Origin of the sequence: Rathayibacter sp. VKM Ac-2927, from assembly GCF_022815525.1 — a bacterium.
Taxonomy (GTDB): Bacteria; Actinomycetota; Actinomycetes; order Actinomycetales; family Microbacteriaceae; genus Rathayibacter; species Rathayibacter festucae.
This window is the reverse complement of the sequence record NZ_JALGRT010000002.1, coordinates 20,467-45,863: the sequence shown is the minus strand read 5'-3', so window position 1 is coordinate 45,863 and position 25,397 is coordinate 20,467. Positions and strand designations below refer to the sequence as shown.

The following is a 25,397-nucleotide window of genomic DNA, read 5'->3' as shown; positions in this document are numbered from 1 at the left end:
GGATGTGAAACATTGTCACATCCGCTGTCGACCCGGATCGCGCCCGTCGTTCCCTGTGGCGCGAGACGCGCCTCTCAGCCGGCCGAGGTGGGGAACGGCCCGAGGTCGAGCAGGAAGCGCAGGATCTCGCCGGCCGGGGCGCGGACGGCGGGGCCGGAGCCGAGCGACCAGGAGGCGTCGGTCGGCACGAGGGAGCTGCCGCGGGCCGCCGCGCGGATGGCGAGCGGGGCGCGGAGCGAGCGGTCCAGCGCCACGGCGCCGCTCACCTTCTCGGGGAGCACGGTCTCGGGGGCGAGGGCGAGCTCGACGCGGACCGCTTCGACCAGCTCGGCGACGCCGGTGGGGCCGCGACCGGCGCGGCGGGCGGTGGCGAGGGCGGTGAGCGCCGCCGGCAGCGCTGCCGGGGCGGGAGGATCGGCGGCCTCGCGAGCGCCGAGGCGGGAGGCGAGCCGCTGCGTCGTACTGCTGGAGAGCCGCACGACGAGGGCGCCGAGAAGAGGGGTGGAGACGGCACTGGCCGCCCCGCCCTCCGCGAAGGAGGGGGAGGCGGCCAGGACGGCGAGCCGGTCGAGCCGATCCGCGACGAGCGGGCGCCAGTCGTTGCTGACCCCCGACTCGTCGACCGAGGCTCCGGAGCTGAGCGGCAGGAACCGCGACCAGTCGGCCACGACCGGAGCGGCTAGCGTCCGCCGGAGCGGCGCTTGTTGTAGACGTCGAAGGCGACCGCGAGCAGGAGCACGAGGCCCTTGACCGCCTGCTGCCACTCGATGCCGATGCCCATGATCGACATGCCGTTGTTCAGGACGCCGATGATCAGACCACCGAGGATCGCGCCGCCGATGGTGCCGACGCCGCCCTGGACGGCAGCGCCGCCGATGAACGCGGCCGAGATGGCCTCGAGCTCGAAGCCGTCGCCGGCCTTCGGGCCCGCCAGGTTGAGGCGGGCGGTGAAGACGAGGCCGGCCAGCGCAGCGAGGACGCCCATGTTGACGAACAGCCAGAAGGTGACGTTGCGCGTCTTGATGCCCGAGAGCTCCGCGGCGTGCAGGTTGCCGCCGATGGCGTAGACGTGGCGGCCGAAGACCGAGCGGTTCATCACGACGCCGTAGACGAGGACGAGGACGGCCAGGACGATCAGGGTCACCGGGATGCCCTTGAACGACGAGAGCGCGAAGGCGAACGCGGCGACGACGACGGCGATGAGGACGAGCTTGGTGACGAACCAGGCGCCGGGCTCGACGCCCTGGTTGTACTTCTGGCGGCCGCGGCGGGTGCGCACCGACTGGACGGTGAACGCGACGATCGCGAGCGCGCCGACGCCGAGCGACAGCGGGTCGAGACCGGTGGTCTCGCCGAACAGGTCGGTGAGGAAGCCGTTGCCCAGGGCGCGGTACTCGATCGGGAAGGAGCCGATGTTCGCGTTGCCGAGGACGACGAGCGCCAGGCCGCGGAAGATCAGCATGCCCGCCAGGGTCACGATGAACGCGGGTATCCCCACGAACGCGATCCAGAAGCCCTGCCAGGCGCCCACCAGAGCTCCGATGAGCAGCGAGAGCACGATCGAGACGAACCACGGCAGGCCCATGTTGACGGCGAAGACACCGGACATGGCGCCGACGAACGCGGCGATCGAGCCGACCGAGAGGTCGATGTGCCCGGCCACGATGACCATCACCATGCCGATGGCGAGGATGAGGATGTAGCCGTTCTGGACGATCAGGTTCGAGATGTTCTGCGGACGCAGGAGGATCCCGTTGGTCATGATCTGGAACAGCAGCACCACCACGATCAGGGCGATGAAGATGCCGTTCTTGCCCAGGTCGCCCAGCACGTGGCTGAGGCGCTTGGTGAACGCGTTCTCGGTGGGGTTCACCTGCGCTCCCGCCGCCGTCGGCGGGGTGTTCTGCAGATCGGTCATCGTTGCTTCTCCTGGGTCATGAGGGTGAGGACGGCCTCGGGCGTGGCCTCGGCGATGGGCAGCTCGCCCGTGATGCGGCCCTCCGACAGCGCGTAGACGCGGTCGCAGATGCCGAGCAGCTCGGGCAGCTCGGAGGAGATGACGATGATCCCCTTACCCTCCGCCGCGAGCTTGTTGATGATGGTGTAGATCTCGTACTTCGCACCCACGTCGATGCCGCGGGTGGGCTCGTCGAGGATCAGGACGTCCGGGTCGGAGTAGATCCACTTCGAGAGGACGACCTTCTGCTGGTTGCCGCCGGAGAGCTTCCCGGTCTTGGCGAGCACGGTCGGCGACTTGATGTTCATGCTGCCGCGGTACTCGTTGGCGACCTCGAACTCGCGGTTGTCGTCGACGAGTCCGGCGCTGGACACCTTGGGCAGCGACGCGAGCGAGATGTTCCGCTTGATGTCGTCGATCAGGTTGAGGCCGTAGTGCTTGCGGTCCTCGGTGGCGTAGGCGAGGCCGTGGGCGATCGCCTCCGACACGTTGCGCATCCTGATCTCCTTGCCGGCCTTGAAGACCTGGCCGGAGATGCGGCTGCCGTAGGAGCGGCCGAAGAGGCTCATCGCGAACTCGGTGCGGCCGGCGCCCATCAGGCCCGCGATGCCGACGATCTCGCCGCGGTGCACGGTGAGGTTCACCTTGTCGACCATGACGCGGGTCGGGTCCTGCGGGTGGTGCGCGGTCCAGTCGACGACGCGGAGGATCTCCTCGCCGATGTGCGGCGTGTGGTCCGGGTAGCGGTGGTCGAGGTCGCGGCCGACCATGTCCTTGATGATCCGGTCCTCGGTCACGTCGTCGTGCGCGATCGTCTCGATCGTCTTGCCGTCGCGGATGACCGTGACGGTGTCGGCGATCTTCTTGATCTCGTTGAGCTTGTGGCTGATGATCAGCGAGGTGATGCCCTGCTCCTTGAGGTGCAGGATCAGGTCGAGCAGGTGGTCGGAGTCCTCGTCGTTGAGCGCCGCGGTGGGCTCGTCGAGGATGAGCAGCTTGACCCGCTTGGAGAGCGCCTTGGCGATCTCGACGAGCTGCTGCTTGCCGACTCCGATGTCCTGGATCTTGGTGGTGGGGTTCTCCTTCAGGCCGACCCGGGCGAGCAGCGAGGCCGCCTCCTGGTTGGTCTTGTTCCAGTCGATCAGACCGGCGAAGCCGCGGACCTCGTTGCCGAGGAAGATGTTCTCCGCGATGGAGAGGTAGGGGCTGAGAGCCAGCTCCTGGTGGATGATGACGATGCCCTTCGCCTCCGAGTCGCGGATGCTGGCGAACTGCATCACCTCGTCCTCGAAGACGATGTCGCCCTCGTACGTGCCGTGCGGGTACACGCCCGACAGCACCTTCATCAGCGTCGACTTGCCGGCGCCGTTCTCTCCGCAGATCGCGTGGACTTCGCCGCGCTCGGCGTTCAGCGTGACGTCCTGGAGCGCCTTCACGCCCGGGAACGTCTTGGTGATGCCGCGCATCTCGAGGATGTTCGTGGTCACGCGTGCCTCCCTTCCTTCGTAGTGGGGGAGGGCGCCCGATGGGCGCCCTCCCGGGGTCGTGCTGTCGTCAGTGGAAGTGAGGCTTAGCCGTTGACTTCCGCGTCGGTGTAGTAGCCGCCGTCGACGAGGACCGACTGGATCTGGTCCTTGGTGACGATGACCGGCTCGAGCAGGAAGGAGGGGATGACCTTCTCGCCGTTGTCGTAGGTCTCGGTGTCGTTGACCTCGGGCTCGGTGCCCTCGAGGACGGCCTGGGCCATGGAGACGGCCTCCTTGGCGAGCTCGCGGGTGTCCTTGTAGATGGTCGCGTACTGCTCACCCGAGATGATCGCCTTGACCGAGTCGAGCTCGGCGTCCTGACCGGTGATGATCGGGAAGTCGGTGCCCACGGTGTAGCCGGCGTCCGTCAGCGCGGAGATGATGCCGCGGCTGAGGCCGTCGTAGGGCGAGAGGACGCCCTGGATCTTCGAGCCGTCGGAGTACGTCTTGGTGATGATGTCCTCCATGCGGCTCTGGGCGACCTCGGGGTCCCAGCGCAGCGTGGCGACGGTGTTGAACTCGGTCTCGCCCGACTTCACGACGAGGGTGCCCGCGTCGATGAACGGCTTGAGGGTGTCCATCGCGCCGTTGAAGAAGAACGTGGCGTTGTTGTCGTCGGGGCTGCCGGCGAAGAGCTCGATGTTGAAGGGGCCGGCCGGGGCGCTCGCCGCGGCGGTGCCCTCGAGGTCGGTCAGGCCGAGGCCCGCGAGGAGCGAGGTGGCCTGCTGGACGCCGACCTTGTAGTTGTCGAACGTGGCGTAGTAGTCGACGTTCGGCGAGTCGCGGATGAGGCGGTCGTAGGCGATGACGGGGATGTCGTTGGCCTTGGCCTCCTCCAGCACGCTGGTGAGGGTGGTGCCGTCGATCGAGGCGACGATCAGGGCCTTGGCGCCCTTGGTGATCATGTTCTCGAGCTGCGAGACCTGGGTGGGGATGTCGTCCTCGGCGTACTGCAGGTCGACCTGGTAGCCGGCGTCCTCGAGCTGCGACTTGACGTTGTTGCCGTCGGCGATCCAGCGCTCGGAGGACTTGGTCGGCATCGCGACGCCGACGAGGCCGCCGTCGCCCGAGCCGGAGCCCGAGTCGCCGGAGCCGCTCGAGCAGGCCGCGAGGGAGAGGATCATCGCGCCGCCGGCGAGGCCGGCGATGAGAGCGCGCTTCATTGTGGTCACTGTGATTCCTTCGTCATTGAATGCAGCGGGTGCTGGGCTGCCGCGGGGTGCCAGCGGCGGCGGGACGCTCATGTGAGCGATCACATGGAGTGATGCTAGACCCGCTGGCGGCAATCGTGCCACCACGGATGTCTCGACTCGATAACGGCGCGGATCATCGGTGCGCCGCGCGCACGACGGCCGCGAGCGACCGGGGAACGGCGGTGGAGCCGCGGACCATCAGCTGCGGGTCGATCGGCGGAGACGCCTCGGGGCGCTCGCCCTCGATCAGGCTCAACAGCGTGGCCACGCAGCGTCGGCCGAGCTCGGCGAAGTCCTGCCGCACGCTCGTCAGCGGCGGCCAGTAGTAGGCGGCCTCGGGGATGTCGTCGAAGCCGATGACGCTGACGTCCTCGGGGACGCGGATCCCGCGCTCGTGGAACGCGCTCATCACGCCGAGCGCCATCTGGTCGTTGGCGGCGAAGACCGCGGTGACGTCGAGGAGGCGGCTGAGCTCGAGGCCGACGTGGTGGCCGCGCTCGGCGCTCCAGTCGCCGAGGATCGGCGGGCGCAGCGGCAGGTTGCGGTCGCCGAGCTCGACGAGGTAGCCGCGCATCCTGGCCTCGGCCTCGATCCAGTCCTGCGGACCGGAGAGGTGCACGATCTCGGTGTGGCCGAGCTCGATCAGGTGCGCGGTCGCCATCCGCGCGCCGGCCATCTGGTCGACGTAGAGCGCGTCGCCGCGCTCGGCGTCGGTGGTCTGCAGGGTGACGTTCGGGATCCGCAGAGCGACGCCGGAGAGGATGTCGAAGACGCGGATCTGCGGGGCGATGACCACGAGACCCTCGACCGCCTGGTTGAGCAGGTGCCGGATCCCGGCCTGGATGGAGTCGCCGTCGGTGCCATCGACGTTGGCCGTGACGACGAGGTAGCCGGCGTCGCGGGCGGCGACCTCGATGGCCTGGATGCTCGACGCGGGGCCGAACTGCAGGCTCTGCGAGGAGAGCACCCCGATGGTGCGGGTGCGGCTGGTGACCAGGGCGCGGGCGGCGAGATTGGGCCGGTAGTCGAGCTCGGCCATCACGCCGAGCACGCGCTTCTTGGTCTCGGCGCGCAGGCTCGGGTGGTCGTTGAGCACGCGGGAGACGGTCTGGTGCGACACTCCGGCGGCCCGGGCGACGTCGTAGATGCTCGGGGCCCGCGGCGCGGGCTTGTCTTCCGGCATCGGGCACCGTGGCTTCCTGTGATCGGGCGGCGCTTCGTCGCAGGGACGCGGGTGCCGCTGCGATGCGGGGCCCGCCCGTCCGCGGGCGCGTGTGAGCACACCTTACGTCTCCCGCGGGGCGGAACCCCTCTCGGGGGGACGCGGGGGTGCGCGGAGGTCCGGCTCGCGGGACGGGGCCGGGCTCGCGTACGTGCGCGGCTTCCGCGTGCCGAAGGCGGTTTCGCGTGCCGGAGGTGGGGCGGGCGGAGGTTCGGCTCGCGGAACGGAGTCGGGCTCGTCGGATCGCGGGGTACCCGCGTGCCGGGGGTGGTTCCGCGTGCCGGAGGTGGCGCGGACGGAGGCTCAGGCGGGCGGGGTCGGCGCGTCGTCGGGGCCCGTGCCGGGGGCGGCGTGGCGGCCGCGGGTGGCGAGCGCGCCCTCGCTGATGCGGAGGACGCGGTCGGCCGAGGCCTGGACGGAGGCGTCGTGGGTGGCGATCAGGGCGGTCGCCGACTCGGCGTGCACGACCGCGCGGATGAGGTCCATGATCGCCGCGCCCGTCGCCGCGTCGAGCTGGCCGGTCGGCTCGTCCGCGATCAGGAGCCGCGGCGAGGCGGCGAGGGCGCGGGCGATCGCGACGCGCTGCTGCTGGCCGCCGGAGAGCTCACCCGGGCGGGAGCGGCCGCGGCCGGCGAGCCCGACCAGGTCGAGGAGGTGGGCGACGCGCTCGTCCCGGCGGGCCGGCTCCTCGCGGCGCAGGCGCAGCGGGAGGCCGACGTTCTCGGCGATCGTCAGGTGCGGCAGGAGCCCGAAGGTCTGGAAGACGAAGGCCAGGGAGTCGCGGCGCAGGCGGGTGCGGGCCGCTTCGTCGAGGCCGGTGACCGGCTCGCCGTCGAGCAGGACGGTGCCGGAGGTGGGCACGTCGAGGCCGCTGATGCAGTTCAGCAGCGTCGTCTTGCCGGAGCCGGAGCGGCCGGAGAGGGCGACGATCTGGCCGCGCGGGATGCGGAACGAGACGTCGCGCAGGGCGGTCACGTCGCCGGCCGGGGTGCGGAAGGTGCGGGTGAGGGACTCGACCACGAGCACGTCGGTCATCGCGGGGGCTCCTCGGGGGCGGAGTCGGCGGCCGGGTGGATCTCGCGGCGCTCGGGCCAGACGCCGACGTGGTCGCCCTCGAGCGTCAGCCGCACCCGGTCCTCGAGCTTCAGCGCGTCGCGGTACTCGGCGGGCAGTTGCAGCCGGCCGACCCGGTCGAGGACGGCGAACTCCTCCTCGGAGGTGGTGGTGCCGCCGCTCGCGTCGAGCTCGTCGCGGCGGAGGGTCTCGGAGGAGATCCGGCCGTCGCGGATCGCGACCGCGTGCTGCACCTGGCCGGCGACCGTCGGGTCGTGGGTGACGATCAGGATCGTGCAGCCGAGCGACTCGTTCACCGCGCGGAGGGCGGCGAAGACCTCGTCGCCGGTGCGGGCGTCGAGCTGGCCGGTGGGCTCGTCGGCGAGCAGGACGCGCGGCGAGCCGGCCAGGGCGACGGCGATGGAGACGCGCTGCTGCTCGCCGCCCGAGAGCGCGGCGGGCCGGCGGTCGGCCTTCTCGGCCAGGCCGAGCATCCCGAGCAGCTCGCGCGCCCTCGCCGCCCGCTCGCGCCGACCGCGACCGGCCAGGGCGAGCGGCAGGGCGACGTTCTCGGCGGCGGTGAGCGCGGGCAGCAGGTTCCTCGCGGACTGCTGACGGACGAAGCCGACGCTCGAGCGGCGGTAGCGGACCAGCTCGGCGCCGCGGAGGGCGGAGAGGTCGTGGCCGTCGAGGCGGGCGCGGCCGGCGGTGGGGGCGTCGAGTCCGGAGAGGATGCCGAGCAGGGTCGACTTGCCGGAGCCGGACGCGCCCACGATCGCCAGGACCTCGCCCGCGCCGACGAGCAGGTCGAGGCCCTGCAGCGCCTGCACCTCGACGCCGCCGGCGCGGAAGACCCGGACGAGGGCGTCGCAGACGATCAGCGCCTCGGCGCCGAACTCGCCGGTGCGCGTCTGCAGCAGAGTGCTGGTGGGGCCGGGCGCGCCGGCAGCTGCTGATCCGGGTGCGCCACCGGGGAGGTCCGCTCTCGGCGTCCTCGCTGCGCTGCTGGGGCTCATGATTCCTCTCCGGATCTCAGGATGTCGGCTGTGCGCACGCGGCGCGAGAGCGGGGCGTCGACCGCGAGGGCGAGCGCGAGGGCGGCGACGGCCGCGCCGAGCAGGCCGACGGGCAGCGGCCACGGGATCGAGAGGGCCGCGTCGCCGCCGACGAGGGTCTCCACGCCGAACGCCGGCCAGGCCGCGGCGAGGACGACGGCCGCGGCGACCGCTCCGCCGACCACTCCGCTCAGCACCGCCGGGACCAGCTCGCCGGCCGCCAGGACGAGCCGCGCGCGACCGGGGACGCCGAGCGCGCTGAGCAGGGCGAGGGTCCCGCCGCGCCGGCGTGCGCCGAGGACCGTGGTGACCAGGAGGGCGAGGACGGCGAGCGCCGCGGTGGCCAGGAGCGAGAGTCCGGTCGCGTCCGCGACGCCGGCGACGAGGGCGGAATCGCGCTGCCGTTCCAGCACGTCGGAGCGGAGGATCGTGCCGTCCGGGAGGGCCGCGCGGTCGACTGCGCCGACGGCGAGGACCGTGCCGGGCGGTGCCGGGGAGTCGCCGCCCGCGGCGGTGACGGCGGCGGTCAGCGCCTCGCGGTCGACCACGACGACGGAGGTGTCGATCCGGTCCGGGCCCGCCACCGGCTCCCCGGTGACCACCGCCTGCAGCAGTGCGCCGTCCACCTCGAGCCCGAACGGCGCGGTGCCGAGGGAGGCGGCGAGTCGCGCGTCGACCAGGACGGGCACCGGTTCGGCGGGGCCGGTCGCGACGAGGGCGCGGACGGCCTCGGCGGAGGCGTGCTGCGGCTGGTCGTCGGGCAGCGCGGCGAGCAGGTCGGCGTAGTCGTCGTCGACGCTGAGCACGGTCGCGGTGAGGGAGGCGGTGGGGCTGCGGACCTCCGCGGCGTCGAGGGCGCCGATCGCGGCGGTGACCGTGCCGCCGTCGGCGAGGCTCGCGGCGAGCGCGGGACCGTCGGCGGCGCCGTCGACCCGGACGTCCGCGCCGACGGTGCGCCAGGACAGCGACTCCTGACCCGCCGCGACGGTCTGCAGCAGCACCAGCGAGGTGAGGGCGGTGCTCGCCGCGAGCACCAGGGTCGCGAGGGTGAGCAGCGAGCGGCTCTCCTGGGCGCCGGCGCCGGCCAGCAGCGGGCCGGGGCCGCGCGTGCCGGCGGACGCCCGGCGCAGCGGGGCGAGCAGCGCGGCGGGCAGGGGCGCCAGCGCCAGCGCGATCACCGCCGCGCAGAGCACCGGCGCGACCAGGGCGAGCGGGTCGACGACGCCGCCGCTCGAGCGCGCCCCGCCGCGCAGGGCGGCGACCGCGGTGACGGCCAGTGCCAGGAGGAGGCCCGCCCCGGCGAGGCGGAGGACGCGGATCCGGCGCGGCGGGCGGAGCAGCGGGCGCAGCACCGCGACGACGGGCGCGACCACGAGCACGCCGGCGACGGCGATCAGCAGGCCGGGCGACTCCGGCGGGGCACCGAGGGCGGCGGCGGTCGCGAGCCCGAGCGCGATGCCGAGGGCGGTGACGATCAGCGCCTCGAGGCCCGCGTGGCTCCCGAGCAGGCCGAGGGAGGCGCCGTGCGAGCGCAGCAGCGCGATCTCGGGGCGCCGCCGCCGGGCGAGCGCGGTACCGGCGAGACCGGTGACCAGCACCGCGACGCCGAGCAGCCCGGCGGCCAGGGTGGACAGCTGCGCGGTGGCGGCCGCGGCGGCAGGCGGGAGTGCGGCGAGGGCCTCCTCGTAGCCGGACTCCGCGGCGACGCTCAGCGGAGCGCCCTCGGTGATCGTCGAGGTCGACGTCTCGAGCGCGTCGATCTCGCGGCGCACCGTCTCGGTCCGCGCCAGGTCGAAGCGCGCGGGCTCGACGCTGACGCGGATCGTGCCCACGGCCGGTTCTTGCAGCAGCAGGCCGATCCGGTCGAAGACGACGGGACTCGTGAGGGCGACGACGACGGGCTGCGGCTCGCCGCCGCTGCTGCCGGAAATGCCGGGCTGCCAGAGGCCGGGCAGGTCGGTCCAGGCGGCGGCGGACGGGTCGACGGGCTCGATGACACCGGTGATGCGGAGCGAGGGGCCGCCGTCGCGGGAGGCGCCGTCGATCGCGTCGCCCACCGAGAGCCCGGCGGCGGCGGCGCTCGCCGAGGAGACGACGACCGGGGCGGGGTCGCCCGGGTCCTCCTCGGCGGGCAGCTCGCCGGCGACCAGCCGGACGCCGTCGGCCGCGGCCGGATCGAGGACGCCGACGCGGACGACGGCGTCGCCGGCGGAGATCCGCGCGGGCTCCTCCGGACCGAGGATGGCGGTGTCGATGCTCCGGACGACGTCGAGCAGCGGCGCGGGCAGGCGCTCGGGGAGCTCGTCGGCGAGGGTGAGCAGGCGCTCGGAGGTGGTGGTGTCGTAGCCGGAGACGTCGGCGACGGTGCTGAGGAGGCGGAGGTCGGCGTCGCTCCCGGCGGCGCCGACCGCTTCGACCGCGGCGGAGTCGAGGGTGCTGCGCAGCTGGTGCGGGACGGCGGCGGCGAGGGCGGCGGTCAGGGCGGTGAGGACGAGGATCCCGAGCAGGGCGACGAGGTCGCGGCGCGCGCGGCGGGCGATCAGGAAGGCGGCGGTGCCGACGGCGCGCAGGCCGTCGCCGCGGCGCGCGGGTGCGGAGGCGGCGATGGCCTGCGCCGGACGGGCGGCGGCGCTCGGGCGCCCGGACGCGGTCATCCGTCGGCCCCCTGCCGGAGCAGCTCGGACAGCGGCAGCCGCCGCTGGGCGAGGGCGAGGGCCGCGGAGACGGCGGCGAGCGCGAGCAGCAGGGCCAGCGGGAGGAGCGAGACGGCCTGCCACGGCACCACCAGGTCGACCGGGCGGCCGCTCGCGCCCGCGGCGAGGCGGCTGCCGGTGAGCGCCAGCACGGCCCAGCCGCCCGCGAGGCCGACGAGCACGCCGGCCAGCGCGGTCGCGGCGGTGTCGGCCGAGAGGACGGCGAGCATCCCGCGCCGGGAGAGACCGATCGCCCGCAGCTGCGCCGCCTCGAGTCGCCGCGCTCGGGCGACGGCGGCGGCCCGGGCCGAGAAGCCGGCGAGCGCGAGCAGCAGGCTCGCCCAGACGACGACCGCGGAGGCGGCGGGGATCTCGGCGCGCAGCGGCGCCTCCTGCATCCGGCGGGCGAGGGATGCTGCGGTGACGGTCTCGGGCTCGTCCGCGGTGGTCGCGCCCGCCGTGCCGGGAGCCTCCGCCGACCAGTACTCGTCCACCAGGCTGCCGAAGGCGTCGGCCTGCACCAGCCGGTGCGCGAGCGCGCGGCCGTCGACCACGATCGTGGAGTCGGACCGCGGGCTGGACGGCAGCCCGGCGGCGAGCGACGCCAGGTCGTCGGAGGTCGCGGCCCCGGGCACCTCCGGAGTGTCGCCGACCATGCGCAGCGAAACGGGGGTGCCCGCGACGAAGGCGGTGACCGCGGCCCCCGCCAGGACGTCGAGGTCGTCGGCGAGCGCCTCGGGCAGGACCGCGCCGACCGGCTCCTCCGGGTCCCAGCCGACGGCGCCGTAGGTGGTCGGCGCGGAGGAGAGCTGGGTCAGGATCGAGAGCCGCACCCCGGTCGCGGTGACCGCGACCTCGGGCGGTCGGCGGCCGGTGTCCTGGCGCGAGCCGGCCCACTCGGCGGCGTCGGTCAGCGCGAGCGGAACCGGCGTGTCGGAGCCCGCGGACAGCGTGGCGAGCGACTCGAGCGAGACGTCGACGCTGACGAAGGTGTCCGTCTCGACGTCGCGCAGGGTCGCGGTGAGGGCGACGAGGCGGAGCGACGCGGCCGGATCGATCGCTCCCTCCGCGGTGGCCAGCGTCACCGGCTCGGTCGGCGAGGTCAGCGCGCCGAGCGGCAGGATGTCGATCCGCCCGCGCTCGTCCTCCACGGCGGCCGAGACCTCGACCGCGAGGCCCTCCGGCGCGTCGAGGGCGGCGAGCAGCTGCAGGCCCGTGGTCCCGCCGGGGAGCGCGGGGCCGGTGTCGACGCGGTCCTCGGCGCGCAGCTCCCGGGCGATGTCGGCGCCGCCCGCGCGCGGGACCGGACCCGCTCCCGTGCCGAGCAGCTGCCGGGCGCGGGCGTCGAGGGCGAGGATCTGCGCCGCCGCGCCGGGTCCCTCGCTCGCGAGACCGGGCGGGGCCTCCTTCGCCACCAGGCTCTGCCGGCGGAGCACGGGCGCGCCGTCGGCCGAGACCGACGACCGGGCGGGAGCGCCGAGGGCGACCGCGGCCTCGTCGCGGACGCCCTGCTGCCAGGTCGCGCTCGCACCGAGTGCCACGACCGAGGCGCCGACGGTGAGCGCGACGAGCACGATGCCGGTCGAGCGGCCGCTTCCGCGTGCGGCGAACCAGCCGGCCAGCGGAGCGACGGCGCCGCGGGAGCGGACGGCGACGGCCGCGACCGGCAGCGCGGCCAGCTCCGCCAGACGCGCGCCGACCACGGCGATCGCGCCGAGCAGCAGCGCGGGGGTGAGGGTGAGCAGGAGGTCGCCGCGCTCGGTGCCGCCGGTCGCGGCGCGCCAGACCAGCACGGCCGCGACGACGACGAGGACCGTCTGGCCGGCCGCGGCGAGCGGGCCCCTGCCGGCGGCCGGCGCGGGCGGCAGGGCGACGAGGACGCCGACGACGAGCGCCACCGCGGCGGCGCAGTGCAGCGCGGCGGCGTCCGGCAGCACCCAGCGGGGGAGGTCCGCGGCGTCGAGCGGCGGGGCGGAGACGACCAGCGCGTGCAGCAGGACCCCGCCCCACGGGCTGAGCGCGGCGATCACTGCGGCGACCGCGAGGCCGTCGACGGCCACCGCGCCCACCCGCTGCAGGGGAGTCGCGCCGCGCTCGCGCAGCCGCTCGATCTCCTCCCGGCGCGCCTCGGCGAGCAGACCGGTGACGGCGCGGGCGCAGACCACGAGGACGACCGCCAGCAGCAGCGCGACGACGAGGGCGGCGGCGCGGGAGCCGGCGAGGCCGTCCGCCACGTCGTCGAGGGCGGCGGGCAGCTCGGTGTCGACGAACAGCGAGCCGTTCGGATGCGGGACGGCGCGGGCGATCTCGAGGTCCGCGTCCCCGGCCGCGGCGCGCAGCTCGGCGAGGCCCTCGACTCCGGTGCTCGGGAACTCCGGGCTCTCGACGGCCTCGAGTTGCGCAGGGACGAGGCCGGAGGCGTCCAGTCCGCCCGGCGCGGTGATCAGTGGACCGACGGCGTGGACGGGGTTGTAGAAGGAGCGGTTCGGCTCGGCGAAGTCCTGCACGTCGCCCTGCGCGAGGAGCGGGTCGTTCTCCCAGTAGGCGGTGGAGTCGCGGGAGGCGGAGTAGAGGCCGTCGATCCGGAGGGGGGCTTCGTCGCCGAGGGTGATCGAGTCGCCGATGGCGAGACCCAGGGAGCGGGCGGCGATCTCGGGGAGGGCGACGCCGGGCGCGGCCGTCGGCCAGGCGCCCGCGGTGAGGACGGCGTCGGTGGCCGGGTCGTCGAGCTCGACGAGGTAGGAGTAGACGCCCTCCGCGGTCGTCGCCCACTCGGAGCTCGCCCAGCCGCTGCTCGTCCACAGGACGTCGCCGCCGTAGGCCTCGCGGGTCGCGGTGTCGGCCGCCTCGCGCGCCGCAGTGACCGGGCTGCCGGGGCCGAGGACGCGCACGGTGACGTCGACGCGCTCCGACCCGAGGGAGGTCAGCGCTCCGCTGACGCCGGCCTGCTCGGACGAGCGGACGAGCAGGAGCGCCCCGCAGAGCACGGAGCCGGCGAGGACCGCGACGGCGACGACGAGCGCGAAGAGCCGGGAGTGGCTGCGCCAGCGGCGCACCGCCAGCGACCCGGCCCAGGCGGGCAGCGAGCCGGACGCGGTGACGACCGTGCACCTCCATCGGTGAAGCAGGACCAGCGGACGGGACCGCCAGCCGAGTCTAAGGCGGCGGTGCGGTCGCGGGGGAGCGCGGAATGGTAGGCCCTCGGATGCGGGTTGGCCAGCACCTCGCCCGCGGAGCAGAGGTGGACCGACGATGAGGAGGCGGGCGGGACGCGGATCCTCCAGCACGACCGGGGTCGCGGCCCGCCGATCCGCACCGCTCCGCATCACCGCGGGCACCGACGAGAGGACGACCGATGGGCTTCTGGGGACAGGACGACGACGACTCGCACGGCAGGCCGCGCCCGGTCGACGAGCCGCTGGGCGAGCTGGAGCTCGTGCACGAGTTCACCGACGGGCCGATGCCGACGGGTGTGAGCGTGTCGCACACGGGCCGGATCTTCGTGAACTTCCCGAAGTGGGGCGACGAGGTGCCGGCGACGGTCGTGGAGCTGCGGGACGGCGTCGCGGTGCCGTTCCCGGACGAGGCGTGGAACTCGCCCGACGGGGACGACGACGCGGGGGCGCTGGTCTCGGTGCAGAGCATCGTGGTCGATCCGGCCGACCGGCTGTGGATCCTGGACACGGGCAGCCCGCTGTTCCAGCCGACGAAGCGCGGCGGGCCGAAGCTCGTCTGCGTCGACCTGGCGACGGACACGGTCGAGAAGGTGATCGTCCTCGAGCCGGACGTCGCGCTGCCGACGACCTACCTGAACGACATCCGCTTCGATCTGCGGCGCGGGATCGCCTACATCACCGACTCGGCCGACTCCGGGCCGAACGGGATCATCGTCGTGGACCTCGAGTCCGGCACCGCCTGGCGCCGCCTGCACGAGCACCCCAGCACCAAGGCGCTGACGCCGCCCGAGCTGGTGCCGATGGCCGAGGGGCGGGTGCTGATGAAGCGGCCGGCCGACGGCGACCCCGAGCCCGTGACGATGGGCGCGGACGGCATCGCGATCTCGGCCGACGGCGAGCGGCTCTGGTACTGCCCGCTCGCCTCGCGGCGCTGGTACAGCGTGGCGACCGACGCTCTGGTCGACCGCGGCGTCTCCGACGAGGACGTCGCCGCGACGGTCGTCGACGAGGGCGACAAGGGCGGCGGCGCGGACGGACTCGAGACGGACGACCGGGGCCGCTTCTACGCGACGAGCTACGAGAACAACGCGATCGTGCGCCGCCGCACCGACGGCACCATCGAGACCATCGTGCACGACGAGCGCCTGCTCTGGCCCGACACGATGTCGCTCGCGACCGACGGGCACCTCTACGTCACCGCCAACCAGCTGCACCGGCAGGCCGACTACCAGGGCGGGACGGACCTGCGGACCTACCCGTACTCGCTGTTCCGCCTCGCGGTGGACGCGGGGCCGGTGCTGCTGCGCTGAGCGGCGTCGCGTGCCGGTCGCGGACAGGACCACGCCGGTCGTGCGCCGAACCATGCCGGTCGTGCGCTGAACCATGCCGGTCGTGCGCTGAACCATGCCGGTCTCGCGCTGAACCATGCCGGTCGCGGGCCGAACCATGCCGGTCGCGCGCCGAAACATGCTGGTCGAGTAGCCGTCCGCGGGACGGCGTATCGAGACCCCGCGTCTGCAGAACGGCGGATCCACTCAACGGAGGCGCCCGCAGACATGCTGGTCGAGTTGCCCCGAAGGGGCGTATCGAGACCCTGCGTCCCCCGAAGGGTGGATCTCGATACGCCCGCTGCGCGGGCTACTCGATCAGCATGAGCCGTCAGGCGACGCCGGCCGCGCGGCGCACGAGCTCGGCGACGGTCGCGCGGGTCGCGTCGTCGGCCGCGGTGAGCGCGTAGGCCGTCGGCCAGATCGTGCCGTCGTCGAGCTGCGCGCCGTCCTGGAAGCCGAGGGTCGAGTAGCGGGTGCCGAACTTCGCGCCCGGCTGGAAGAAGACGATCGCCTTGCCGTCGGCGCGCGCGTAGGCGGGGAAGCCGTACCAGGTCTTCGGCAGCAGCTCGGGCGCCTCGGCGGCCACGACCTCGTGCAGCATCTGCGCGATCGGACGCTCGACGTCCGTCATCGCGGCGATCGCCGCCTCCGCGTCGGCCTTCTCCGCGGCGGTCTTGTCGGCGCTCTTCTGCCGCTTCGCCTCCTCGCGCAGCTCGGCGGCGCGCTGCTTCATCGCGGCGCGCTCCTCTTTCGTGAAGCCGTCAGCCATGGGAGTCTCCTTCGCGCGGGCCCGGGCGGTCCGTCGGGGCTCATCGTGGCAGTCGGGGGCGGTCGCGGCAACGGCGGAGACGGCCGTCCGCTCGGCAGCCGTGTCGGCGGCCGCCGGTAGCGTGGACGGATGCGCCTCCTCCTGATCCGCCACGGCCAGACCCCCTCCAACGTCGACGGCATCCTCGACACCCGCATCCCCGGACCCGGGCTCACCGAGCTCGGCCGCAGCCAGGCGGCGGCCCTGCCGACGACGCTCGCCGACGAGCCGATCGGCGCGCTCTTCGTCTCGACGATGAAGCGCACCCACGAGACGGCCGCGCCCCTGGCCGCCGCGCTCGGGCTCGAACCGGTCGAGCGCGCGGGCATCCGCGAGATCGCGGCCGCGGGCCTGGAGATGCGCGGCGACGAGGCCGCGGTCGAGGAGTACATGGGCACGGTCTTCCGCTGGGCGGGTGGCGAGACCTCGCTGCGGCTGGCCGGTGGTGAGACGGGCGACGAGTTCGCCGCCCGCTACGACGCGGTGGTGGCGGAGGCGGAGGCGACCGGCCACGACGTCGTCGCGCTGGTCAGCCACGGCGCCGCCATCCGCTGCTGGGCCGGGCTCCGCTCGCTCGACCTCGACGCGGACTTCATCGCCGACCACCTCCTCGACAACACCGGCATCGTTGTCCTCGAAGGCTCGGGCTCGGAGTGGTCGCTCGTCTCCTGGGAGGGCGAGCCGGTCAGCGGCGTCGGCGTCGCGGCCCCGTCCGGGCCGGCGGGCGAGACGACGGACTGACGGCGGGGGATCTCGATACACCCGCTGCGCGGGCTGCTCGATCAGCATGAGCGGTCCGCTGCGCGGGCTGCTCGACCGTCCGGGCGCAAGCGGGCATCCGCGGGTAACGATCGGGCAACGGTGCGGAAACCCGCCCTGACCAGCACCGACGCCGCCGCATAGCCCGGCTCTGCATCGTTGCAGAGCCCCTGATGCGGGGCTCTTCGTTTGTCCGGACGGGCACCCGCGGCTACCGTGGACGGCGGTCCTCGAGACCCCGATGAATCGGTCCGCGCTCGTGCGGCGTCCTCCCCGACGTGCCGCGAGCGTACGGTCAACGGGTGCGCGAGGCGGCCCCGTGGCCGCCTCCCGGACGAACCGGCATCGCCTCCGCGCCCCCTCCGCTCACCGCGGCGGGACGCTCGCGGAGGCTGGAGAGACGGCGTCCCCCGCACCCGACCCGGCACCACGAGATGAGAGTGCAGGGATGCGTCCCTGCGCGCCGACGGAGTGCACGTGCAGCAGAATCAGCAGGACATCAGCGAGCCCGGGAACGGAGCCGGAGCCGCCACAGCGATCCTCGAGCGGGAGGGTCCGGCCCTCGAGGCGAGGAACCTCTTCAAGGTCTTCGGCCGCCGGCCCGACGAGGTCGTGCGGCGGCTGCGCGAGGGTGCCGACCGCGCCGACCTCGCGGGCCAGGGCACCGCGGCGGTGATCGACTCCTCCTTCGAGGTGCGCCGCGGCGAGATCTTCGTCGTGATGGGGCTGTCCGGCTCCGGCAAGTCGACGCTCATCCGCATGCTCAACGGCCTGCAGGAGCCGACCGCGGGCGAGGTGCTGATCGAGGGCACCACGATCACCGGCGTCTCCGACAAGGAGCTCCGCCGCGTGCGCCGCTCCTCGATCTCGATGGTCTTCCAGCACTTCGCGCTGCTGCCGCACCGCACCGTGCTCGACAACGTGGCCTACCCGCTCGAGATCCAGGGCGTGCCGGCAGCGGAGCGCCGCGAGCGCGCGCTGCTCGCGGTCGAGCGGGCCGGCCTCGCCGGCTGGCACGAGAAGATGCCCGACGAGCTCTCCGGCGGCATGCGCCAGCGGGTCGGACTGGCCCGCGCGCTCGCCGCCGACACCGACATCGTGCTGATGGACGAGGCGTTCTCGGCGCTCGACCCGCTCATCCGCCGCGAGATGCAGGAGCAGCTGATCGAGCTGCAGCACGAGCTCGGCAAGACCATCGTCTTCATCACCCACGATCTCAACGAGGCGATGCTCCTCGGCGACCGGATCGCGGTCATGCGCGACGGCCGGATCGTCCAGATCGGCACCCCGGAGGAGATCCTCACCGACCCGGCGAACGACTACGTCGCGCAGTTCGTGCAGGACGTCGACCGCGCCCGCGTGCTCACCGCGTCCGCCGTGATGGAGCCCGCGCGCTCCGTCGTGACGCTCGCCGCCGGCCCCCGCGCCGCCCTGCGCACCATGCGCGACCAGCAGACCGCGGCGGCCTTCGTCGTGGGTGCCGGGCGGCGCCTCCTCGGCACCGTCCGCGACCGCGACGTGATCGAGCAGGTCCGCGCGGGCACCACCGACCTCTCGCTCGTCGTCACCGAGGCCGTCGTCAGCGTCGGCCCGGACACCGCGCTCAGCGAGATCATCGAGCCGGCGGTCGAGTCCGCGCTGCCGGTCGCCGTCGTCGACGAGGCGGGGCGGCTCCTCGGCGCGATCCCGCGCGTGACGCTGCTCGCGGCCCTCGGCAATCTCCGCCCGCAGACCGGCGGCCTGCCGCTCGTCGAACCGCCCGCGACCCTCCCCACCGAGATGGTCACCGCGACCCTGCACGCCACCGGCGGCCCCGTCGACGACGCCGTGCTCGCGAGCGAGGGGGGCGTGCGATGAACCCGGACCTCCGCCTCCCGCTCGGCGCTGCCGCCGAGGGCGTCGTCGACGTGCTGACGCAGACCTTCCAACCCGTCTTCGACCTGCTCCGCACGGTCTTCGGCGCCGCCTACACCGGCGTCGACTTCGTGCTGGCGACCCCGCCGTTCTGGGTCGTCATCGCCCTGATCGCGGTGCTCGCCTACGCGGCGCGCGGCTGGGTCTTCGGGCTCGGCTCCGCGGTCGGGCTCCTGCTGATCGCGAGCGTGGACCAGTGGGACAACGCGATGGACTCGCTCGCCCTGGTGCTCGTCGCCTCCGCCGTGGCGATCGCGCTGAGCGTGCCGCTCGGGATCCTCGCGGCCCGCAACCGGACCGCCTCGACGATCCTGCGCCCGGTCCTCGACTTCATGCAGACGATGCCGGCGTTCGTGTACCTGATTCCGGCGCTGATCCTCTTCCGCGTCGGCGTCGTGCCCGGCATCGTCGCGACGATCGTCTTCGCGATGGCGCCCGGCGTCCGGCTCACCGAGCTGGGCGTCCGCGGTGTCGACTCCGAGCTGGTCGAGGCGGGCGAGTCGTTCGGCTCGTCGAAGTGGCGCATCCTCCGCCAGATCCAGCTGCCGCTCGCGCTGCCGTCGATCCTGGCCGGCCTCAACCAGGTCATCATGCTGTCGCTCTCCATGGTCGTCATCGCGGGCATGGTCGGCGCGGGCGGTCTCGGCGGGGACGTCGTGGCCAGCATCGGCCGGATCGACGTGGCGCTCGGCTTCGAAGCCGGCATCGCGGTGGTGATCCTGGCGATCATCCTCGACCGGATGACGAGCGCCCTCGGCGCCCCGTCGCCGGCCCGCGTCGCCCGGGCGAGCAGCCGCAAGGCCGTCGTCGCGACCCGCACGGCGATCGCCGCTGTCTCGGTCGGCGTCGTCGCCTCGCTCGGCGCGTCGGCTGTCGCCGGACCGGCGACCACTGCGTCCGTCGACAACGGAGACCGCACCGACGTCACCCTCGCCGTCTTCCAGGGCTGGGACGAGGGCATCGCCGCGTCGCGGCTCTGGGGCGCGGTGCTCGAGGAGGAGGGCTACGACGTGACGCTGCAGAGCATCGACGTGGCGCCCGGCTTCTCGGGACTCGCCAGCGGCGACTACGACCTCGCGCTCGACACCTGGCTGCCGGTCACCCACGGCGACTACCTCGACGAGTACGGCGACCGCATCGTCGACCTCGGCGCCTGGAACGACGACGCCAAGCTCACCATCGCGGTGAACGAGGACGCGCCGATCGACACCCTCGAGGAGCTCGCGGCGAACCCCGAGGTGGTCGGCAACCGCCTCGTCGGCATCGAGCCCGGCTCGGGGCTCAACGGGATCACGACCGACGCGGTCATCCCCGGCTACGGCCTCGAGGGGATGGAGTACCTGACCTCGTCGACGCCCGCGATGCTGCAGGAGCTCTCCAGTGCGACGGCGGCCGGCGAGAACATCGCAGTGACGCTGTGGCGCCCGCACTGGGCCTACGACGCGTTCCCGGTGAAGGACCTCGAGGACCCGAAGGGACTGCTCGGCGAGGCCGAGGGGATCCACGCCTTCGGCTCCGCGTCGTTCGACAGCGAGTTCCCGACGCTGAGCAGCTGGCTGCGCGACTTCCGGATGGACTCGGACACGCTGTACTCGCTCGAGAACGCGCTGTTCAACGAGGGCGCCGACGACCAGGACGCGGCCCTCGAGTCGTGGCTGGCGGAGAACCGGGAGTACGTCGACGGCCTGACGAGCTGACGGCGGGATCTCGATACGGGCGCTGCGCGCCCTACTCGATCAGCATGAAGGGGACCGCTGCGCGGGCTGCTCGATCAGCATGAAAGGGCCGCTGCGCGGGCTGTGCCGTCGGCACGGGGGGCGGACGCCCTATGGGCAGCCTCCCCATGCTGGTCGAGTAGCGCGGAGCGCGTATCGAGACCCACGTTCTGCAGGAGGACGGATCTCGATACGCCCGCGGAGCGGGCTACTCAATCAGCAGGAAGGGGTCCCTACGCGGGCTGCGCCATTGGCGGGACCGAACGGACGCCAGGTAAGCGACAGCCCTCGCTCATGGGTCAAGTAGTGCGCCGCGCACATCGGGACCGGGGTCAGATGCTGCCCGCCGCCTACTGCTCGCGAATGACAGGGTGGTGATGCGGCGTCGGTACGTCGAAGTAGGTGATCTGAAATGGCGCAAGAATCGATGGGCCGTCTTGTTGTCTGGCTGTTAAGGCGGCACTTCGCTCCTCAATGACCACGAAACGGTCCATCACCCCGCTCTCTGAGTTCCGAGTCGGACGCTCACCATCAGTGATCTTAGCGCTCGTGCCTCGACAGCACCTTCTCAGGACCATAAGGACAAGCGCCAACAATGACACAAGCGAAACGAGAAATTTTCAGTATTATTGCCCTCTGTAACCTCGTCTTGGCCAGCGGGTCGTTCTTGCCGACAAGCAAACTGCCATGTAGATTACCGCAATGACTCTCGGAGCACTTTTTCTCCGGAGAACCGAGCGGGGATTCACTTGGCAAAAAAATCGATCACTCCAGCGATGCTTGCGCGGGAAGTTGACGCTGAAGTTGACGACGTCCTGCTCATGCTTTGGGACGCAGGAATCGATTATCCCGTAAGTCCGAGTAGTCAAATTCGAACGGAAGATGTCAACCGCGCTCGTTCGGCCTGCGGAGTAACTCCCGTGAAAGATAGGCTTCTTGTTGCGTATTGGTCGGAGCGCCTAGGAATGGACCGCGCCGCGTTGCAGCACTGGGCACGGGATCGTGGAGTGGCCATAGGCCCGGATGCTCGTCGATTACCCAAAGGGGCTTTGGCGCGTTTCGACCGCGCTATTAGAAACGAGCAATCCGTAGACATCAGGCGGCCCTTGCTGTCTCGATCGGTACCAACTGACGCGTCTCGTGAACAGTTTATTATGCGGATTTTCGGCCATTCTCGAGACAAATTGAGACATCTCACTGCGAATGAAATCGAGGCGATTCACTTCCAAATTGCCGACGATTTCCGATACACCTCAGATCCGATAGCGCCCGCTGGTGTTCGAAGCAGTGCATTGCTGGATAGTGCCGCCGGACGCTCGTCGACGGGCATGGGCAGTTTTCTTAAGTATCCGACTGTCGAGATGGCGGCGGCGGCCCTGATGCATTCTGTCGTGCACAACCACCCCTTTTATAATGGCAATAAAAGGACGGCGCTAGTGAGCATGCTTGTTTTTTTAGATGAAAATGGGCTGGTACTCAATTCTTCGCAAGATGACGTGTTCAAGTGGACGGTGAGAATTGCGTCTCATCGATTAGGCGCCAAAAACTTCGATGCCGACCTCAGTGATGTAGAGGTACAGATGATGGCAGAGTGGCTTCACGATCGCTGCCGGAAGGTTGAGGCGGGTGAACGAGTCGTTACCTTCGCTGAGCTCCGACGCCGACTACAAGCCTTCAATTGCAATGTACAAATCACTAGCAACCGCGGCGGCCGCGCGATCATCACCCGGGAAGTTTTAGTGAAGCGGCGCACTATCTTTGGCTCGCGGGATCGAAAGGAGACCCGGCAGTACAACTTGCCATACGGCGGTGACGGACGTGAGGTCTCGAAAAGCCGAATAATGGGTTTGCGAAAAGAGTTGCGACTGTCCGAGCTTTATGGAATCGACTCCGCAAGCTTCTATGGGAACGACAAGCAGCCAGTCGATGCGTTTATTGCAGAGTATCGCAAAACACTTCGCCGTTTGGCGCGTCTGTAAGCAGTAGTCAAGGCGGTGAGGCTCTATTTGACGGCTGCAAACACTCCGGTGAAGATCATACGATGGAGAACTTTCGCCGCGATTTCGGCAGCGGAGGCCTGGTGAGAATCACTTTTATTCTTATCGCCCAAGTCACATACCGACTTGATTACTGTTGGGAAACGTCCCATCCGAGTCGCGGCGAGTGCCAAGCCATAGGATTCCATGTCGATTGCGGATAATTTACGACTCATCTTCTCAAGCTTTCGACGTGCGCGCTTATCAGCGATGACTTTTTCGCCGCAACCCATCACTTGGTCCGTCGCTCGGATGCGTTGTCCTGGAACTTCCACTAAATTCGCGGCTTTAGCCGCAACTTGATGGTCGAGATCGAGGTGAGCAGGGTTCTGTTCGGTTCTCTGAAACGTTATTTTTCCTGGCTCGTAGTACGAGACCTGAGTGGGAATTATAACGTCTAGGAGGTTCGAACGTTTTGGAATTCCCGCACAGATACCGACCAGCACGACGTGTGCCGCTTTCGTGCGGCGAATACCATCGGCCGTTTCGAGAGCCATTGCAACAGAGCCCATTGTATTCGGTGTGCGCACCAAGACTCGCCAATCTGATCCTTTCATGTCAGGAACATGGCAGAGTGTCCACGCCGATCCATCAGGGGTTCCGCCAAGTGCTTTCACTGCTGCACGGTATTCAAGTGGAAGAGCGGCAAGTACGAGGATATCTGCACGTTCGGCAGGAACCGCGTCTTCTAGATCGTAAAGCGCCATCATGCTCGCTGCCGGGTTGCGTTCTGCTAAAACGGTATGAGTCCTAAATTCGTTCGCTGTATCAACCCAATTCCCGCAATCGAAAACTAACTTTGCGTCAAGCTTCTCGACTAAGCTGTTTAGGTTATCTTCTGCAATTTGTGAGCCATTTACGATGCTACGAGCTACTCCGTGGGTCGTCTCGAAAACATCTAGATATGGCTCGAAGTGCCATATACGGCTAGCTTGGTCTTCGCTAATCGCCCGCGTCGAGTGAACGAGAATGTCAAGGTCTGACCGTGGGCTGAGTGTGCGGTGTCTTCGCGACCCAAAGATCCAGATGCTGAGCGAGGAGTCCTCGAGAATCTCGGCAAGTTCCAGCGAAACCTCCTGTAGATCAACGACACGCTGGGGTACATGGTCGGGGCGCAGGTGACTCATATTCGCCACGATAGCGGTTTTGAACCGTCAATGGCGATTGCGAAGGTGCGGGGCGCACGGTTTTACTAACGAGGTCGTCCTGCGGTGCATATAATTTGGAGGTTCGCTAGCAGAAGTCAGCTCCTGCGAGAGCGGAAGGAGCGACTGCTGTGGCGGAACTGATGGCTGACAACAATTCCAGGCATGCGGCTAGCCGTTCACCTTCTAACGCCTGTGGTGTGATACCGCAGCAATTTACTGTCTCGTTCGAACGTCTTTTCTTGCTGGCACGGCTTACGTCCCGCTGCACGCTGTTTGAGAGGTCAGGCGCGGGCCGCCGCGTACTGCTCGCGGATGACCGGGCGGTGGTCCGGCGCCGGCTCGGCGAGGGAGGTGACCTCCCAGGTCGGGCGCGCGCCGGTCAGAGCCCAGGCGGCCTGCACCGCGGCGCCGTCGGCGACGTACTCGCCCGGCGTCGGCACGACCACGGGCACGTCGAAGACCTGCGAGGCCGCCAGCTGCACGGCGCTGTTCTGCGCCGCCCCGCCGATCAGCAGGATGCGCCGGGCCTCGACGCCCTGCGCCCGCACGGCGTCCAGGCCGTCGGCGAGGCCGCAGAGCATGCCCTCGATCGCCGCGCGCGCCAGGTTCGGCTGCGTGGTCGACGCGATCGTCATCCCGTGCAGGCTCGCCGTCGCGTCGGGCAGGTTCGGCGTCCGCTCGCCCTCGAAGTAGGGCACGAGCACGAGGCCACCGGAGCCCGGCTCCGCGTCGAGCGCGAGCGCCGAGAAGGCGTCGAAGTCGCTCCCCAGCAGCCCGGCCGTCGAGGCCAGCACCCGCGCCGCGTTCAGCGTCGCGACCAGCGGCAGGAACCGCCCGCTCGCGTCCGCGAACCCCGCGACCGTGCCCGAGGCGTCGCGCACCGGGTCGTCGGTCACGGCGAAGACGGTGCCGCTGGTCCCGATGCTCACCACGACGTCGCCGGGGCCGGCCCCGAGGCCGAGCGCCGCGCCGGCGTTGTCGCCCGCGCCGGGACCGACGACGAGACCGCTCACGGTCGTACCCGCCTGCTCCGAGGGCCCGAGCACGCGGGGGAGGAGCGCCCGGTGCCCGAGCGCGCGCTCGAGCAGGTCGAGGTCGTAGCCGTCGGCGCCCCAGTAGGACGTGCCGGAGGCGTCGGAGCGATCGGTGGTCAGCGCGTCGAGCTGCGGCCCGCGCGCGGAGTCGGGGCCGTAGCCGAGCAGGCGCCAGGTCAGCCAGTCGTGCGGGAGCGCCACGGCCGCGACGCGCGCGGCGTTCTCCGGCTCGGCGTCGCGCAGCCAGCGCAGCTTGGTGGCGGTGAAGGAGGCGACCGGGACGCTGCCGGTGCGCTGGGCCCACGCCTCCGCGCCGAGCTCCTCGATCAGGTCGCGCGCCGCGCCGGCGCTGCGGGTGTCGTTCCAGAGCAGCGCGGGCCGGACGACCTGCCCGTCGGCGTCGAGGACGACCATGCCGTGCTGCTGCCCGCCGACCGAGATCGCGGCGACGTCGTCGAGTCCGCCCGCGTCCGCGAGGGCGATCTGCAGCGCCTCCCACCACGCGGCCGGGTCGACCTCGGTCCCGTCCGGGTGCGAGGCGCGGCCGGTGCGGACCACGGCTCCGGTGTCGAGGTCGCGGACGACCACCTTGCAGCTCTGGGTGGACGAGTCGATCCCTGCGACGAGCGTCATCGCCGTCTCCGTTCGTTGTGGCGGGTGCGGAGGCGCGGCCTCCGCTGAAGTCGGGGTGCGGAGGCGGTGCCTCCGTCCGGTGGAAGGGCGGGGGCCATGCCTCCGCGGAGGAGAGGCGGGGGAGGGCCGGAGCCGTCACCCCGG

17 protein-coding genes are annotated in these 25,397 nt (G+C 71.3%); 5 read left to right on the top strand and 12 right to left on the bottom strand.

Annotated elements, in window-relative coordinates; genetic code table 11:
• Positions 1–74: 74 nt before the first annotated feature.
• From MT353_RS05475 to MT353_RS21885, 9 genes are all read right to left on the bottom strand, one after another.
• Positions 75–668: a hypothetical protein gene (locus MT353_RS05475; protein ID WP_243598406.1), complete on the bottom strand. Its 594-nt coding sequence runs from the start codon at positions 666–668 to the stop codon at positions 75–77.
• An 11-nt stretch (positions 669–679) separates the two neighbouring features.
• Positions 680–1,918, bottom strand: coding sequence for a multiple monosaccharide ABC transporter permease (mmsB, locus tag MT353_RS05470; RefSeq protein WP_123447756.1), 1,239 nt, complete (start codon positions 1,916–1,918; stop codon positions 680–682).
• Positions 1,915–3,444, bottom strand: coding sequence for a multiple monosaccharide ABC transporter ATP-binding protein (gene mmsA / locus MT353_RS05465; RefSeq protein ID WP_123447755.1), 1,530 nt, complete (start codon positions 3,442–3,444; stop codon positions 1,915–1,917). The genes mmsB and mmsA overlap by 4 nt, the downstream gene beginning before the upstream one ends.
• Positions 3,445–3,527: 83 nt before the next feature.
• Positions 3,528–4,646 carry a multiple monosaccharide ABC transporter substrate-binding protein gene (gene chvE, locus MT353_RS05460; protein WP_243624215.1) on the bottom strand — a complete coding sequence of 373 codons (1,119 nt, stop codon included), beginning with the start codon at positions 4,644–4,646 and terminating at the stop codon, positions 3,528–3,530.
• A gap of 163 nt (positions 4,647–4,809) precedes the next feature.
• On the bottom strand, positions 4,810–5,859 hold the full coding sequence (locus tag MT353_RS05455) for a LacI family DNA-binding transcriptional regulator (protein ID WP_123705241.1): 1,050 nt from the start codon (positions 5,857–5,859) through the stop codon (positions 4,810–4,812).
• A 342-nt stretch (positions 5,860–6,201) separates the two neighbouring features.
• Entirely contained in the window at positions 6,202–6,933 is a 732-nt protein-coding gene (locus MT353_RS05450; protein WP_243623798.1) for an ABC transporter ATP-binding protein, read from the bottom strand.
• On the bottom strand, positions 6,930–7,967 hold the full coding sequence (locus tag MT353_RS05445; protein ID WP_243623797.1) for an ABC transporter ATP-binding protein: 1,038 nt from the start codon (positions 7,965–7,967) through the stop codon (positions 6,930–6,932). The genes MT353_RS05450 and MT353_RS05445 overlap by 4 nt, the downstream gene beginning before the upstream one ends.
• Positions 7,964–10,660, bottom strand: a complete 2,697-nt coding sequence (locus MT353_RS05440; protein ID WP_243623796.1) for a hypothetical protein — start codon at positions 10,658–10,660, stop codon at positions 7,964–7,966. The genes MT353_RS05445 and MT353_RS05440 overlap by 4 nt, the downstream gene beginning before the upstream one ends.
• Positions 10,657–13,755 carry an ABC transporter permease gene (locus MT353_RS21885; RefSeq protein ID WP_308197510.1) on the bottom strand — a complete coding sequence of 1,033 codons (3,099 nt, stop codon included), beginning with the start codon at positions 13,753–13,755 and terminating at the stop codon, positions 10,657–10,659. Before MT353_RS21885 ends, MT353_RS05440 begins: the two co-directional genes overlap by 4 nt.
• 299 nt (positions 13,756–14,054) lie before the next feature.
• On the opposite strand from MT353_RS21885, the gene MT353_RS05425 reads away from it, so the two are divergent.
• The gene (locus MT353_RS05425; protein WP_243623795.1) at positions 14,055–15,185 is read left to right on the top strand and encodes a major royal jelly family protein; all 1,131 of its coding nucleotides are present in this window, start codon (positions 14,055–14,057) and stop codon (positions 15,183–15,185) included.
• A gap of 349 nt (positions 15,186–15,534) precedes the next feature.
• On the opposite strand, the gene MT353_RS05420 is transcribed toward MT353_RS05425, so the two are convergent.
• Positions 15,535–15,975, bottom strand: a complete 441-nt coding sequence (locus tag MT353_RS05420; protein ID WP_123447751.1) for a hypothetical protein — start codon at positions 15,973–15,975, stop codon at positions 15,535–15,537.
• A gap of 129 nt (positions 15,976–16,104) precedes the next feature.
• On the opposite strand from MT353_RS05420, the gene MT353_RS05415 reads away from it, so the two are divergent.
• From MT353_RS05415 to MT353_RS05400, 4 genes are all read left to right on the top strand, one after another.
• Complete coding sequence (locus tag MT353_RS05415) at positions 16,105–16,755, top strand: histidine phosphatase family protein (protein ID WP_243598413.1); 651 nt, start codon at positions 16,105–16,107, stop codon at positions 16,753–16,755.
• A 555-nt stretch (positions 16,756–17,310) separates the two neighbouring features.
• Positions 17,311–18,630 carry a glycine betaine/L-proline ABC transporter ATP-binding protein gene (locus MT353_RS05410; RefSeq protein ID WP_243624213.1) on the top strand — a complete coding sequence of 440 codons (1,320 nt, stop codon included), beginning with the start codon at positions 17,311–17,313 and terminating at the stop codon, positions 18,628–18,630.
• Entirely contained in the window at positions 18,627–20,384 is a 1,758-nt protein-coding gene (locus MT353_RS05405; protein WP_132437647.1) for an ABC transporter permease/substrate binding protein, read from the top strand. Before MT353_RS05410 ends, MT353_RS05405 begins: the two co-directional genes overlap by 4 nt.
• Positions 20,385–21,367: 983 nt before the next feature.
• Positions 21,368–22,381 carry a type II toxin-antitoxin system death-on-curing family toxin gene (locus tag MT353_RS05400; protein ID WP_243623794.1) on the top strand — a complete coding sequence of 338 codons (1,014 nt, stop codon included), beginning with the start codon at positions 21,368–21,370 and terminating at the stop codon, positions 22,379–22,381.
• A gap of 23 nt (positions 22,382–22,404) precedes the next feature.
• Here MT353_RS05400 and MT353_RS05395 read toward each other — a convergent pair whose 3' ends face one another.
• Positions 22,405–23,565 carry a nucleotidyltransferase domain-containing protein gene (locus tag MT353_RS05395; protein ID WP_243623793.1) on the bottom strand — a complete coding sequence of 387 codons (1,161 nt, stop codon included), beginning with the start codon at positions 23,563–23,565 and terminating at the stop codon, positions 22,405–22,407.
• Between the two features lie 302 nt (positions 23,566–23,867).
• Positions 23,868–25,253 (bottom strand): xylulokinase, encoded by a 1,386-nt coding sequence (gene xylB, locus MT353_RS05390; protein WP_243623792.1) that lies wholly within the window; start codon positions 25,251–25,253, stop codon positions 23,868–23,870.
• Positions 25,254–25,397: the final 144 nt, after the last annotated feature.

Bases quoted from the DNA above. Each gene is read 5' to 3' on its own strand.
- MT353_RS05415 (WP_243598413.1), top strand. From the start codon at position 16,105: ATGCGCCTCCTCCTGATCCGCCACGGCCAGACCCCCTCCAACGTCGAC.
- MT353_RS05395 (WP_243623793.1), bottom strand. From the start codon at position 23,565: ATGAGTCACCTGCGCCCCGACCATGTACCCCAGCGTGTCGTTGATCTA.
- MT353_RS05420 (WP_123447751.1), bottom strand. From the start codon at position 15,975: ATGGCTGACGGCTTCACGAAAGAGGAGCGCGCCGCGATGAAGCAGCGC.
- MT353_RS05455 (WP_123705241.1), bottom strand. From the start codon at position 5,859: ATGCCGGAAGACAAGCCCGCGCCGCGGGCCCCGAGCATCTACGACGTC.
- chvE (WP_243624215.1), bottom strand. From the start codon at position 4,646: ATGAAGCGCGCTCTCATCGCCGGCCTCGCCGGCGGCGCGATGATCCTC.
- MT353_RS05400 (WP_243623794.1), top strand. From the start codon at position 21,368: ATGGACCGCGCCGCGTTGCAGCACTGGGCACGGGATCGTGGAGTGGCC.
- MT353_RS05450 (WP_243623798.1), bottom strand. From the start codon at position 6,933: ATGACCGACGTGCTCGTGGTCGAGTCCCTCACCCGCACCTTCCGCACC.
- MT353_RS05445 (WP_243623797.1), bottom strand. From the start codon at position 7,967: ATGAGCCCCAGCAGCGCAGCGAGGACGCCGAGAGCGGACCTCCCCGGT.
- mmsB (WP_123447756.1), bottom strand. From the start codon at position 1,918: ATGACCGATCTGCAGAACACCCCGCCGACGGCGGCGGGAGCGCAGGTG.
- xylB (WP_243623792.1), bottom strand. From the start codon at position 25,253: ATGACGCTCGTCGCAGGGATCGACTCGTCCACCCAGAGCTGCAAGGTG.
- MT353_RS05405 (WP_132437647.1), top strand. From the start codon at position 18,627: ATGAACCCGGACCTCCGCCTCCCGCTCGGCGCTGCCGCCGAGGGCGTC.
- MT353_RS05425 (WP_243623795.1), top strand. From the start codon at position 14,055: ATGGGCTTCTGGGGACAGGACGACGACGACTCGCACGGCAGGCCGCGC.
- MT353_RS05440 (WP_243623796.1), bottom strand. From the start codon at position 10,660: ATGACCGCGTCCGGGCGCCCGAGCGCCGCCGCCCGTCCGGCGCAGGCC.